12 protein-coding genes are annotated in these 13,236 nt (G+C 29.3%); 5 read left to right on the plus strand and 7 right to left on the minus strand.

The window, feature by feature from the left end; all coding sequences use genetic code 11:
- Nucleotides 1-121 precede the first annotated feature (121 nt).
- Nucleotides 122-1,432: a phenylacetate--CoA ligase family protein gene (locus tag ACTJIW_RS20830; RefSeq protein ID WP_440716429.1), complete on the plus strand. Its 1,311-nt coding sequence runs from the start codon at nucleotides 122-124 to the stop codon at nucleotides 1,430-1,432.
- A 19-nt stretch (nucleotides 1,433-1,451) separates the two neighbouring features.
- On the opposite strand, the gene ACTJIW_RS20835 is transcribed toward ACTJIW_RS20830, so the two are convergent.
- From ACTJIW_RS20835 to ACTJIW_RS20850, 4 genes are all read right to left on the minus strand, one after another.
- Nucleotides 1,452-2,219 carry a glycosyltransferase family 2 protein gene (locus tag ACTJIW_RS20835; protein ID WP_440716430.1) on the minus strand — a complete coding sequence of 256 codons (768 nt, stop codon included), beginning with the start codon at nucleotides 2,217-2,219 and terminating at the stop codon, nucleotides 1,452-1,454.
- A 71-nt stretch (nucleotides 2,220-2,290) separates the two neighbouring features.
- Nucleotides 2,291-3,274 carry a UDP-glucuronic acid decarboxylase family protein gene (locus tag ACTJIW_RS20840; protein WP_012023123.1) on the minus strand — a complete coding sequence of 328 codons (984 nt, stop codon included), beginning with the start codon at nucleotides 3,272-3,274 and terminating at the stop codon, nucleotides 2,291-2,293.
- A 51-nt stretch (nucleotides 3,275-3,325) separates the two neighbouring features.
- The gene (locus ACTJIW_RS20845; protein WP_433814513.1) at nucleotides 3,326-4,462 is read right to left on the minus strand and encodes a glycosyltransferase; all 1,137 of its coding nucleotides are present in this window, start codon (nucleotides 4,460-4,462) and stop codon (nucleotides 3,326-3,328) included.
- A complete protein-coding gene (locus tag ACTJIW_RS20850) occupies nucleotides 4,443-5,543 on the minus strand; it encodes a glycosyltransferase family 4 protein (protein WP_440716431.1) in 1,101 nt (366 codons plus the stop codon). Before ACTJIW_RS20850 ends, ACTJIW_RS20845 begins: the two co-directional genes overlap by 20 nt.
- Before the next feature lie 119 nt (nucleotides 5,544-5,662).
- Between ACTJIW_RS20850 and ACTJIW_RS20855 the strand changes: the two genes are divergently transcribed.
- The 4 genes from ACTJIW_RS20855 to ACTJIW_RS20870 all read left to right on the plus strand — a co-directional run bounded on the left by ACTJIW_RS20855 (nucleotide 5,663) and on the right by ACTJIW_RS20870 (nucleotide 9,304).
- Nucleotides 5,663-5,911, plus strand: coding sequence for a hypothetical protein (locus tag ACTJIW_RS20855; RefSeq protein WP_012023120.1), 249 nt, complete (start codon nucleotides 5,663-5,665; stop codon nucleotides 5,909-5,911).
- Between the two features lie 45 nt (nucleotides 5,912-5,956).
- Nucleotides 5,957-7,195, plus strand: a complete 1,239-nt coding sequence (locus ACTJIW_RS20860) for an oligosaccharide flippase family protein (protein ID WP_440716432.1) — start codon at nucleotides 5,957-5,959, stop codon at nucleotides 7,193-7,195.
- Entirely contained in the window at nucleotides 7,188-8,090 is a 903-nt protein-coding gene (locus ACTJIW_RS20865) for a hypothetical protein (protein ID WP_440716433.1), read from the plus strand. Before ACTJIW_RS20860 ends, ACTJIW_RS20865 begins: the two co-directional genes overlap by 8 nt.
- A 95-nt stretch (nucleotides 8,091-8,185) precedes the next feature.
- The gene (locus ACTJIW_RS20870) at nucleotides 8,186-9,304 is read left to right on the plus strand and encodes an O-antigen ligase family protein (protein WP_440716571.1); all 1,119 of its coding nucleotides are present in this window, start codon (nucleotides 8,186-8,188) and stop codon (nucleotides 9,302-9,304) included.
- Here the strand turns inward: ACTJIW_RS20870 and ACTJIW_RS20875 are convergent.
- Genes ACTJIW_RS20875 through ACTJIW_RS20885 form a run of 3 tightly spaced genes read right to left on the minus strand, consistent with a single transcriptional unit; the run spans nucleotide 9,242 to nucleotide 13,139 of the window.
- Nucleotides 9,242-10,438 (minus strand): hypothetical protein, encoded by a 1,197-nt coding sequence (locus ACTJIW_RS20875; protein ID WP_440716434.1) that lies wholly within the window; start codon nucleotides 10,436-10,438, stop codon nucleotides 9,242-9,244. The genes ACTJIW_RS20870 and ACTJIW_RS20875 overlap by 63 nt on opposite strands.
- Nucleotides 10,439-10,478: 40 nt before the next feature.
- Complete coding sequence (locus tag ACTJIW_RS20880) at nucleotides 10,479-11,450, minus strand: hypothetical protein (protein ID WP_440716435.1); 972 nt, start codon at nucleotides 11,448-11,450, stop codon at nucleotides 10,479-10,481.
- A 9-nt stretch (nucleotides 11,451-11,459) separates the two neighbouring features.
- Nucleotides 11,460-13,139, minus strand: a complete 1,680-nt coding sequence (locus tag ACTJIW_RS20885) for a DUF6909 family protein (RefSeq protein ID WP_440716436.1) — start codon at nucleotides 13,137-13,139, stop codon at nucleotides 11,460-11,462.
- Between the last annotated feature and the right edge of the window lie 97 nt (nucleotides 13,140-13,236).

The raw sequence follows: 13,236 nt of genomic DNA on the forward strand, positions 1-13,236 counted from the left end.
TTAGTTGTGCTGCAAAAATACTTGCTTTTGTACGTAAAAAATAATTAAATCTTTAAAAAGTTGTTGGTTCTGCACTGTTAGTAATTCGTAAACATTATTTTTGACGAAAATTTTTCTGAAAATGATCCGCCTTTTTGATATTTCTCTTCAATTAAATGGTTTTCCTATAAAGAAGGCTAAAACCGAATTGGATAAAATTGTTCGTTTTTCTGAAAAAGAATTTGCTTCATTTCTTGAAAGCAAAAAAACAGAAATTGTTGATTTTCATCTCAAAAACAATCCTTTTTACAAAGAATTAGCAGGAAATGCAACGGCTCAAAATTGGGAAAATCTTCCTGTTTTAAATAAACAAAATTTACAAAAACCACTGGAAGAAAGACTTTCAAAAGGTTATTCTAAAAAAAATGTTTATCTCAACAAAACATCCGGATCAAGCGGAACTCCTTTTGTTTTTGCCAAAGACAAATATTCGCATGCTTTAACCTGGGCATCAAACATTATGCGTTTTGGCTGGTTTGGAATTGATTTTAATCATTCGTACCAGGCACGTTTTTATGGAATTCCAATGGATTTTATTGGATATCAAAAAGAACGTTTCAAGGATTTCTTAACGCATCGTTATCGTTTTCCGGTTTTTGATTTATCTGATGAAATTTTGGAGAAATTTCTGCAGAAGTTCAAAACAAAAAAATTCGATTACCTCAACGGATATACCAGTTCTATTGTTTTGTTTGCTAAATTTTTAGAACAAAAAAACATTATTTTAAATGAAATTTGCCCAACCATAAAAGCTTGTTTTGTTACTTCGGAAATGCTTTTTGAAACGGATAAAAAATTGCTGGAAAAACAATTCGGTATTCCAATTATCAGCGAATACGGCGCATCTGAACTAGATTTGATTGCTTTTGAAAATCCTCAAGGCGAATGGCAGGTAAATGCAGAAACTTTGTTTGTTGAAATTTTAGATGAAAACAATAATCCTGTTCCAAACGGTACGGAAGGAAAAATTGTCATTACTTCTCTTTTCAATAAAGCAAATCCTTTTATTCGATATGAAATTGGCGATATTGGAATTCTCGACGAAAAAAGCACTCCGCAAAAACCAATCCTAAAAAAACTTATTGGAAGAACAAACGACGTTGCGATTTTACCAAGCGGTAAAAAATCGCCTGGTTTGACCTTTTATTATGTAACCAAAAGCATAATTGAAGATGATGGAAATGTAAAAGAATTTATCATCAAACAAACCAAATTAGATACTTTTGAAATAGAATACATTGCTGAAAAAGAGTTAATTTCGGCACAGATTGAAAAAATAAAAGATGCAATTGATTTATATCTGGAACCTAATTTAAATTTTATTTTCACTCAGAAATCGGTTTTAGAAAGGACCAATCGTGGAAAATTAAAACAGTTTAAATCTTATTTGTAAAAAATAAATCTTCCCATTTTTACATTCTCTGTATATATCTTTGTTTTATAATTAACTGTGTATACAAAAATCGAATCATAAGCAAAACAGAAAATAAAAAACTGTATCTGTGAAATTCTCTGTAAACACCAAAATTGTGTTTAATTAATTTAAATTTTGAAGAGGAAACTGAGTCTTTTCTGATTCTGTAAAAAGCTAAAGATTCTGGAATTGGTTTGGCTGTTTTAATTTGTTTTAAAATCGTAAGCCAAATTCTCCAATCTTGTCTTTTTTGCGAAGTTTCCATAATAATTTTCCCAAAATAATCTGCATCGTAAATTGCTGTTAAGTTCCCCACGTAATTACAATAAAACAATTGTTTATAAGTAAGTGGATCGGGCGATTCAACTCTTCTGTTTAAATCATTTCCTTCATCATCTATAGAATCGTAAAAGCTAAATGTAAAGTGTAAATTGTTTGTTTTTAAAAACTGAATTTGTTTTTCTAATTTCTCAGGAAACCATAAATCATCAGCATCTAAATAAGCAATGTATTTTCCCCCGGCTTTTTCCAGAGCAGCGTTTCTCGCAAAACCATTTCCTCGGTTCTCTGGTAATTTGAAGAGTTTTATTCTGGTATCATTTTTTGAAAATTCTTCGATGACAAAAGTGGTTTTATCTGTAGAACCATCATCAACTAAAATCATTTCCCAATTTTGATAGGTCTGATTTTTAACTGATTCTATTGTCGCTCTAATGAACTTTTCAGTATTATAAGTTGGTGTTAAAATTGATACTAAATCATTCATTTAAAAACGGGTATATCTTGGATTTCAATAACAGCTCGAATTTGTTAAAAAATTCGAGCTGTGTGAGTTTACTATTTTATATAGCTGGAAAAATCTTTATGTTCTTCTTTTGCCAGTTCTTCCGGAGATAGTGATTTAAAATACTCATAGGTAATTTTCATTCCTTCGGCACGGCTTACTTTGGCTTCCCAGCCTAATAATTCCTTTGCTTTTGTGGTATCTGGCTGGCGCTGTAACGGATCGTTTATTGGCAGCGGATGATATACTACCTTTTGATTTGTTCCGGTTAATTTAATAATTTCTTCTGCAAAATCTTTGATTGTGATTTCGTCCGGATTTCCAATGTTTACCGGATAAACATAATCTGAATGCAGTAATCTGTAAATACCTTCAACCTGATCGTCTACATAGCAAAAAGAACGTGTCTGCATTCCATCGCCAAAAATCGTTAAATCTTCGCCTCGTAAAGCCTGTCCAATAAAAGCTGGAATTACGCGTCCATCGTTTAATCGCATTCTTGGGCCATAAGTATTAAAAATACGCACAATTCTGGTCTCTACGCCATGAAAAGTATGGTATGCCATAGTAATTGATTCCTGAAAACGTTTTGCTTCGTCATAAACACCGCGAGGACCAATTGTATTTACGTTTCCATAATATTCTTCTGTCTGTGGATGCACCAAAGGATCTCCATAAACTTCTGAAGTTGAAGCAATCAAGATTCTAGCTTTTTTTACTCTTGCCAATCCTAATAAATTATGCGTTCCCAGAGATCCAACCTTAAGTGTCTGAATTGGGATTTTTAAATAATCAATAGGACTCGCCGGTGAAGCAAAATGCAATATATAATCAAGATCGCCAGGAATATGAACAAACTTGGTGATATCATGATGATAAAATTCAAAATTTTCTAATTTGAATAAATGCTCAATATTTTTAAGGTCACCTGTAATCAGGTTATCCATCCCAATAACAAAATATCCTTCTTTGATAAATCTGTCACATAAATGCGATCCTAAAAATCCTGCCGCTCCAGTAATAAGTATTCTTTTCATGATAATTGTTTATACATCGCAAATGTAACTGATTTGAAAATTATTTTTCGGTTATAATTTCAAATTATCTTTATTCAACAACTGTTGATGTTCTTTATATTTTGTTTCAACAAATTCTTTTATCTCTTTTTCAAACCGTTGTTTTGAAAATGTAACTGCATGTCCGCGTATAATTTGAGGGTCGAAATTTTTTGTTTCAAAATTAAGTACTGCTTCTTTAATTTTTTCTGCAGATTGCTCTACAAAGAAAATTCCGGTTTTGTTTTCTATAACTGTTTCAAGTGTTCCTCCTTTTGCTAAAGCAATAACTGGCGTTCCGCATGCTTGTGCTTCAACAGGAATAATTCCAAAATCTTCCTCAGCAGCAAAAACAAATGCCTTCGCTTTCTGCATTAAGCTTCTAAGCTTTTTATTTTCAATATAACCCACAAACTCTATGTTGTTTTTGGCTGTTTTTTGAAGTTTTTCTAATTCTGGCCCATCACCTGCAACAATCAATTTTAAATGTGGCAATTCGTTGAAAGCTTCTATTATCAATTGTGTTTTTTTGTACGGAACAAGTCGTGAAGCTGTAAAATAATAGTCTTCTTTTATTTCTTCTAAATTAAAAAAATCAACATCAACTGGTGGATAAATTACGGTGGATTCTCTATTATAAATCTTTTTAATTCGCTCAGCAATATGCTTTGAATTAGCTATAAAAAAATCAATATTATCTGAGTTCGAAAGATCCCATTTCTGGATTTTATCTAATACTGATTTTGCATATAAACCTTTTAAACCTTTGTTTAATCCGGCATCTTTTAAATATTGTTCTCTCAAATCCCAGGCGTAACGCATTGGAGAATGACAATAACAAATATGCAATTGATTTTTGTTTGTCTTAATTCCTTTTGCCACAGCTGAAGAAGAACTGATTATTAAGTCATAATCTCTTAAATCAAATTGTTCTATAGCAATTGGAAACAGCTGTAAAAATTTGCGGTGATTTTTTTTTACTGTTGGTAATTTCTGGATGAAACTAGTTTTAGCTTTTTTTCCATTTAAAATAAACTTTCGGTCTTCATCATTCAAAAAGTCGATTAATGCAAAATGGTCAAAATCATCCCAGATTGAGTTTATAGAATGAATTACTTTTTCAGCACCTCCATTCACATAATACCAATCGCTAATTAGTGCTTTTTTCATTATTTTGTAAAATATTTCTAAATGCTTCCAAATGATTTTTAATAGATTTTTTCCAAGTAAATTTATCTAATTGTACTGCCCTTTTTTCTATTTCAATGCTTACTTTATTTTCTAAACAGTCTTTTATTTTTTGAGACAACTCGATATCATTTTTTGGATCAAAATAAATAACAGCTTCTCCTCCTATTTCCGGCAGACTTGAAGCGTTAGAACTAATCACCATTGTTTTTGCTGCCAATGCTTCTAAAACTGGTAATCCAAAACCTTCGTAAAGAGATGGAAATACAAATAAAGATGCATTTTGATAATATAAAGGCAAATCTAAATCAGTTACATGTCCTGTAAAAATAACATTTCTTTCTAATTGGTTCGATTTTATGAATTCATTTATCTGATTATCTTCCGTAATAAATCCATCTTTTTTACCTACAATTAAAAGTTTATATTCTTCTTTTAATTGATTTGATAAAGCATTATAAGCTTTTAATAAAACAATTAAATTTTTATGAGGTTTGACATTTCCTATATATAAAATAAAATCGTTTGGAAGTCTTAAACTATTCTCTTTAAAATCTTCAAAAAATGGCGCATCTACTCCACAATAAACTACTTTAATTTTTTCAGATTCGGTGTTGGTATATTTTAGAATCTCACTTTTTGAAAATTCTGAAACAGTAAAAATTAAATCTGCTTTTTTTACTGCATTATCATATAAAATAGAACTATACTTTTTTTTAAGGAAAGAAATTGGAGAAATCCCGGTAAGATGATTTACGTCATGAATTGTTACAACTTTTTTCTTTGCATGAATAGGAAAAATAGGAAAATTAAAATGTGGAGACCAAAACACATCACATTTTGGTATTTTAAAAGCATAATAAAATTGTTCTTTTAGAGAATACATTTTACAATTGAACTCTATAACCTCAACTTTATTACTCCAATCAAATTGCATGATTTCATTTTTGTTTCCAAGAACTGTAACTGCATTAAATTCTGAAATTATACCCGGCAACACATTTTTTATGTAAGTACCAATTCCAGAAGCATTTATAAAACGAACATCAATTACTAATTTCATTTATATTAATTGGTTATAATCCTTTTCAAAAGTAAGTTTTAAAAATTTAATGATGTTTATTTTTTATTTAAAACACATTCACCTTTAATAAAAAAATTTACTTTTGAAAAAAAAACCAAATGAAAAAAACAGCCTTTTTAATCAGTGTATCTTTATTAATTATTTCTTGTCAGCAACCTCAAAAAAAAGAAGAGGAAAAAACTCAAATAGGTAAATATCAAATGACTGTTATTCAAAGAGCTGATACTGGAGAGGTCTGCTTGTTTGTATTAGATACCGAAACCGGAACAGTTACCATGCGAAATGATAAATCAGGTTCATGGGCTCCTCAAGGAAATCCAGATGATTCTATTGACAAATCACTTTAATAATGGCAGGCTTCAAATGTTTTGGAGCCTTTATTTTCTAGAATTGTGATTAAAAACATCTTTTATAGTTTTAGCATTAATTTTATAAATTTTCTATTTCCATTAATTCTAATTCCATTTTACATTCATGTATTTGGAATTACTAATTATGGTCTTATTGCTATTTCTTTGTCTTTAATTAATTACATTTCAGTTATTAATGATTATTCCTGGAATGCTTTAGGACCAATTAAAATTGGCCGATTAAATTCTGATATTGATGCAATCAGCAAATACATTTCAACAGTAATAAATACTAAGTTTTTATTAACTATTCCTTCTTTTTTATTATTGTTTTTACTCGCTCAGCTTTATAGTAATATTAGCAGCAATGCTTTATTTTTTCTTTCTTTATTTTTAATGCTTTTCTCGCGTACGCAGAATGCACATTGGGTTTTTATTGGTTTAAACAAAGTCAATGTGTATTGCATAATTAATTCAGTATTTAAAATAAGCTGTCTTTTAACTATATTGTTTTGTGTGAAAAACAAAGATTCTTTTCAAATTTTATTTTTTATACTTGGCATATTTGACAGCCTTATTTTTATAGCTTCTTACATTTATTTGTTATTAAAAGAAAACTTTGTTTATTCAAAAACCTCTTTTAAAGATATTTTTGCTGAATTACAAAGCGGTTTTAAAATGTTTCTAACTAATTTGACTGTTTGTTCTATCTTAAATTCCGGGACTCTTATTTTAGGTGTTTTTTTCGATTCCAAAATTGTTGGTATCTACAGTGTTTCTGAAAAAATTATTATGCTTGGTAAACATTGTATTGGAGTATTATTTCAAGGCGTTTTTCCTAAAATTTGTAATATTGGTATCGCTTCAATTTCTGAATTAAACAAAACGCTGCGTCAAATTTTCCAGTCTTATTTACTGCTCTTTTCCATTGGAACTGTGATATTAATTATATTTTCTGAACAAATTATCTCTGTATTAAGCAGTGAATATATTACTGAATCGAGTCAGTATTTAATTTTGCTTTCGCCTATTCCTTTAATTGCGTCTCTTAATCAATCTGCATATATGTCTTTGTTAATGCACGAAAAGAAAAACATTTACTTTAGCGGTTATTTTATTGGTTTAGTAATTAATGTTTCTCTTTCATTTCTATTGTCTTTTTTCTTTAAAGTCGAAGGAATGATTGCTGCACTTATTATAACTGAATTATTTATCACATTGTTTCTTAATTATAAAGTACTTTGCGATAAGAGTTTAAATTTCTTTAGAAAAAATGATTAAAGTTGGATTTCTTGTTTCATACGATTTCAAATATTTATACAAATCGATTCCACTCGTTTACGATGCTTCTGATTTGATCGTACTTGCTGTAGATAAAGATCGTTTAACCTGGAGTGGAAATCCATTGTTTATTGATCCATCCTTTTTTGAATGGGTAAAAAAATTTGATACCTTAAACAAAATTGTAATCTACGAAGACACGTTTTACATTCCTGAAAATTCTCCTTCTGAAAATGATACACGAGAACGCAATTTGCTCGCAAAAGCAATGGGAGATGGCGGATGGCATATTCAAATAGACAGTGATGAATATTTTAATGATTTTAAAAATTTTGTTTCCTTTTTAAAAGAAAAAAAAGATTATTTAAAAAATCCGGAAAAACATCCTGTAGAAATTCATGTGCAGTGGATTACATTATTTAAAAAAGTTGAAGGGGGATTTTTATACATAAAAGATTCATTAGATGCTATTGAAGTGGCAACTAATTATCCTAAATACAAGTATATGAGAGCCACAAGGCACTCAAAAAAAATAATAACTAAATTTATCTTACTGCATCAATCCTGGGCAAGAGACGATGAAGAAATTTATACCAAAATAACAAATTGGTCACACAGGGACGATTCTGACAACGCTGCGTTTTATAAATTTTGGAAAAATATAAATATTGATAATTATAAAGAGTTTACTAATTTTCATGAAAACGATCCAACAAAATGGAAATCACTTGAGTTTATTGCTGAAAATGAAATTGATTCTCTAAAAATAGAAATTAGCAGTTTTCAATTATTTAAGTTGAAAACTAAAAAATATCTAGTACAGTTTATGCGTGAAAAACTGCCAAAATCGATTCAGAAAAAAATTGAAACTACTTTTAAAAGATTAGTTAAATGACAGAAACTAAAACAAATAAAACTGCTGTTTATTTTTTATACCTTTTAGCATTTGCTTCCTCTTTATATATGTTTGAGGCTGTTCAGTCAATTATAATGTCTGCTGCAAGTCTTTTTCTATTACTTCAATACAATTCAAAAAAGCACTTTTTATCAATTAAAACAGTGCCATTTCTTTTATCATTTTTTGTCCTCCTTGCTTTTAATATTTTTTATTATAATTCGAAAAGTCTGCAGATTATTGCTAACAGTTTTTTAATATTTATTATACCACTGTTTAGTAAATTTCTTTACGACTCTCCTTTTTTTAAACAGCAAAGAGAAAAGATTCTCCTTGTTTATTCCTTTTGTATTACCTTAATCAGCACATATATTGTAATTTTCTATATAAATGATATTCCCAATCATCATTTTAACTGGTATTTTGCTCGTTTTAATCTAGAAAATAATATTGATATTCACGGTACTTATATTAGTTTGTGGATTGCAATTGCGTTTCTTTTTGTTTTTAATTTTCTAGTTAAAACTCAAAATACAGCCTTGAAATTCAAAATACTTTTAATAGTTATTTGTATTGTTTTATTAGCAAGTTTGGTAATCGTTAATGCCAGAATGATCCTTTTTTCTACTTTATTTTTGACTGGATTAAACTGTTATTTTTTCTTTTATAAAAAAGATAAATTAAATACTAAAATGATTTTTTTTCCATTAATAATTCTATTCATGGGAGTGATTTTTTTATCACAACGATACAAAGATGATATTCAGTTTTTAAATAAAAATAAAATTGAAAACTCAAGTAGATATACTCTTTGTTTTTGTTCTTTAAAAGTAATTACTGATTCTCATTTTTTAGGAACAGACAATGGCTCTATACAGCCAAAACTTAATACATGTTATGATGAATATGGTTTTAATGACTTATCAAAAGAAAATTTAAATTCTCATAATCAATACCTTGATTATTTTATGAAAGGCGGTTTTTTACTTTTTATTGCTTTTATTTCCACTCTTTTTATAAAACTTCGTTTTGCTTTAAAAAGCAGGAATTATTTATATTTTTCGATTTCTCTGTTGTTTTCTTTTTCTTTTTTGACCGAAAATATTCTGGTTCGTCAATACGGAATTTACATTTTTCTTCTCTGCGATGTTCTATTCCTCGGCTCTGTTTTGACGAATAAAGGCCATCGTACAAATGAAATAGAAAAAAACTAGTGTAGGTATTAAAAGCATACATCCGTCGCTTAAACAAACAAATAAATACGTTAATATTCCTAATAAGTAAACCTGGTTGTTATTTTTAGTTTGTAAAAAAATATATACCGGAGCAAAAAAAGAAACGCAAAATAAAAATAAACCAACAAGACCAAATTGTCTAAATATAGATAAGTACACAATTTCATCAATTATCGTATAAGAGCCATTTCCAAAAAGTGTGATATCATTTACTTTTCTAATTTGTAAAATCCTTCCGCCAAGATTTGAGTCTAGAATAAATCCTTCCAGGGAACCATATTGAAAATATCTGGTCATAAGAACTGATCCAATAACAAAAAGTAAAATCGCTCCTGCAAGATAAATTTTAGCTAATTGATATAATTTATTCCTATAAAGAATTAAAAAGAAGAAAAGTAAACCAATCCAGACTGTTCTTGATAAGGTTAATAGTAAAGCCAGGACAACAATGAAAATTTTAATTTTTGATGTTGTTCTTTTATAAAAAACAGGAAAAAGCATTAAAGTACATACTCCAAAAATATTTCCATTATTATACGTTGAGATTAATTTAGCAATAGAACCTCTTTGATTAAATTTAGATCTTGCCAGCTCTCCCAAATCATCAGCATTAACCGTTATATAGGGAATTTCTAAAAAATGACCATAAATCTGTTTGTATGAAAACAAGAAAATACCATAAACAGAGATTAGAAAAACAGCATTAGCTATTATTTTTTCAATATAATCATGATTTATTTTAGTTAGAAAATATCCTAAAATAATATAAAATAAAAAAGGCAGGAAAACAAAGCTGATGTAGAAAGCAATAAAATTACCCGTTGAACCTTCGTATCCAAATATTAATAAATGAAGTGAAAAATATACCACAAATGGTAAAGTCGCCACATAGCACATAAAATGCCGGCTGTTAACCGGGAATTTATATTTGCTGACTATAATAATTGTCGAAAGAATTAATAAAAAACCCAGATATAAATATCCCCATGTCAAAGGAATTCCGGCAATCTTAAATCCTCCTTTTGGAATTATTATCAATAATAAGACTCCTAAAAAAAATAAAATTTCTCTTAGTCTTTCATTATTTAATTTAAGTAATAAAATGTTTTTCATCTTAAAAATAAGAAATGACTGCCTGCGATAATAATTAGGCTTATAATGCCTTTTGTTTATTATAAAATCTTTTGAAAAATACTATACTTATAAAAGCAAATACAAACAAAAATGGTAAAATAAACCTCATTTTTCCCTTTAAAGTTTCAAAGTTTTCAATGTTTGTAACGATTGAACTTTCTTTTATAATTTTATTAGAAGTAATTAACTCTACTTTTAAGACTCCATTTTCTCTAACAAGACCTTCTTTTGTTTTAAGTATATCATTAAGCTGTATGTTTTCATTATAATATACCAGCTTATCATTTTTTACTGAACCCAACGATTCTGAATTAGAAAATTTATTTAGAATATTATCAATTTGCAAAAGAATTTGATCATTTGCCTTTATCTTTTGTTTGATATTATCTACAGTTGTTTTTTGTACCTCAGCATAATAATCACTTGTATTAAAGAAATTCAACAATGCTTTTACCGTATTTTCATCTTTCAATGGAAATTTGGTTGAAAAAGTAATAATGTAAAAAGGATAATTTTTAGTAGTGGTTGTTTCCTTAATTATAGATTTTAAGTCTCCGTTTGTCATTAACTTTAAAACCTCTAAATTTTGCTCATTGTTATTAACAAACTTAAAAACATCAACAATTGGTTCTATTTTTATATTGGATATTCTTGAATTCTCTGTTAATCCAATTTTATTAAAAAATGATTTGTCATCAGTTATAATTTTCGATTGAATTAAATCAACCTTACCGTATAAATAATCGACACTGCCAAAATTTGGTGTTACAATTATTTGATTATTATATGTTTTTTGAGTCTTATCTAAAAAAAGTCCTAATCCAAAACCAACAACAACTAAAATCAAGACAATCAGCCAATTTCGTATAAAGAACTGAATGCTTCTAAAGATAGAAGCATTAATTCTTTCAAAAAAGTTACTTATTTTTTTTGAAATCAAAACCAAATCAACCTCTTGATCTGTGATATCCTGCGGTACTTTTGTACTCATTTACAATTATTATTTGATGTTGAAAATCTGTTCTAAAATCTTAATCGTAATTAAATACGTTGGTTTTACTCCAGTCGTTCCTAATCCGCCCGAAGCCAATGTACTTCCGGTTTCTAATGGATTATCTGAAGCATAATAAGCATAACGAACTTTAATATCTTGCGGAACGCTTTTTCTAATTTTTGATGCCGATTGAATTGCTTTCTGGTAATAAGATCCTTCCATTTCAAGACCAATTACACCCCAAGTTGACTCGTGGAAAAATTTCAACAAATCTCTGTTTTGTAATGATGTTCCTAAAACCGTTACCATTGCACCTTCATAAATGTCAATATCATTTCCTTCAAACATAGCGCCTGTAAGTTCGTTTTCAAAGAAATAATTATCTGCCGTTCCTTCGTTTATATGTGCCGATGGAATCATGATATCTCCTTTTCCGCCTTCCAGAATTCCGGCTTTACCCATTATAGAAACCGATTTTACATTTAGTAAGGTTTCTTTTCTATAAGGTTTTAAAAGCTCGTCTATGGTTTCATAAGCCTGCTCACCAAAAGCATAATCCATTACAATAATAACCGGTTTTTCTTCGCCTACATTGGCATGAGAAAATGCAGTTTTTGCCCAGTCAATTTTGGCTGTATCAAAAATCTGAACATCGATATTAGTTCCTGATGTGTCAGGAAGAGAAATCATTCCGTTTTTCAAGGCTAGTTCTTCGACCTGAGATCTTATTTCTTTGGAACCTGAATTGCTCAATTCCTCATAAATAAAGAAATCTGTTTTACCTTTAAATTTTGATGTTAATAAAGGTGTCGCAAAAATTGAGTTCATTACACTGTGCATATTGGCACTAATTACGTGAATTGGACGTTTTAAAAGGCTGTTTGCTTTTAAAACTTCCTTTATGTTAGTAGCCCAGATTTCTCCGTGGATATGGTGTCCAAGACGTTCACGCAAAACCGGGCTAAAAGTAATGGTGCGTTTGTTGTTTTCAACAATTTCTTCGATCGCTAATTTTCCTAACCAATAAATTACATGCAGAAAACGATCTGGTGCACTTTCTGAACCAAAAGCATCGTAGATATCCAAAACCTCTTCAAAAGTTCTGGCTAAAATATTTGCTGCGTGCGAAATTGCTTTTTCTTTTTCAATCTGTGTCAGCTTTTTGGTTTGCGTTACAGCTTGTTCTAATTTTAACCAATCACGCGAAACTTCTCCTCCATCGTCAATTAAAACTCTGTTTTTTATTTTGTGTGATTCTATGAAAATAAAAGTCAAATGCGTCAGGATATCATAAATATCTGAACGTCCGCGCGTGATTTCGACATTCATTTGTTCTTCGTCGATTCTGTAACAGTTTCTTCTTCTTTTTGGAGGAACAATTGGCTGAAAATGTGATTTAGAATATCCTTCATCAGAAGTTAAATTGATAAATCGGCATTGTTCTATTCCTATTGGAAGACGTTCTATAACGTATAAAAGCCCGTTTAGTTCTACTTTTTCTTCTGCAATATTTCCGTAGATTTCAGGACGTAATGCTAATAATGATTCGCGTAAGCTGTCGCCAGAAACTCCCATTGGTTTATAAAAACCACGGTTGAATAAATGGCGCATTGTAATGTACATTTTTTCAATTGCTGCAGATGATTCCTGAGCTCTTGATCTTGATATATGTTTAGTTTCTTTCATTCTATATGTATTTAAAATCTTCGTAATAGTGAAGACCATTCTATCTTTTCGATAAACGAAAGTAGGAAATATTAATATTATTTTTGTTGAAAACTAG

Origin of the sequence: Flavobacterium sp. 22659 (genome assembly GCF_052044235.1) — a bacterium.
GTDB lineage: Bacteria > Bacteroidota > Bacteroidia > Flavobacteriales > Flavobacteriaceae > Flavobacterium > Flavobacterium johnsoniae.

Coding starts and splice junctions, on each gene's coding strand:
- ACTJIW_RS20840 (WP_012023123.1), bottom strand. CDS start 3,274: ATGAAAAGAATACTTATTACTGGAGCGGCAGGATTTTTAGGATCGCAT.
- ACTJIW_RS20880 (WP_440716435.1), bottom strand. CDS start 11,450: ATGAGTACAAAAGTACCGCAGGATATCACAGATCAAGAGGTTGATTTG.
- ACTJIW_RS20830 (WP_440716429.1), top strand. CDS start 122: ATGATCCGCCTTTTTGATATTTCTCTTCAATTAAATGGTTTTCCTATA.
- ACTJIW_RS20875 (WP_440716434.1), bottom strand. CDS start 10,438: ATGAAAAACATTTTATTACTTAAATTAAATAATGAAAGACTAAGAGAA.
- ACTJIW_RS20855 (WP_012023120.1), top strand. CDS start 5,663: ATGAAAAAAACAGCCTTTTTAATCAGTGTATCTTTATTAATTATTTCT.
- ACTJIW_RS20865 (WP_440716433.1), top strand. CDS start 7,188: ATGATTAAAGTTGGATTTCTTGTTTCATACGATTTCAAATATTTATAC.
- ACTJIW_RS20835 (WP_440716430.1), bottom strand. CDS start 2,219: ATGAATGATTTAGTATCAATTTTAACACCAACTTATAATACTGAAAAG.
- ACTJIW_RS20870 (WP_440716571.1), top strand. CDS start 8,186: ATGTCTGCTGCAAGTCTTTTTCTATTACTTCAATACAATTCAAAAAAG.
- ACTJIW_RS20850 (WP_440716431.1), bottom strand. CDS start 5,543: ATGAAATTAGTAATTGATGTTCGTTTTATAAATGCTTCTGGAATTGGT.
- ACTJIW_RS20885 (WP_440716436.1), bottom strand. CDS start 13,139: ATGAAAGAAACTAAACATATATCAAGATCAAGAGCTCAGGAATCATCT.
- ACTJIW_RS20845 (WP_433814513.1), bottom strand. CDS start 4,462: ATGAAAAAAGCACTAATTAGCGATTGGTATTATGTGAATGGAGGTGCT.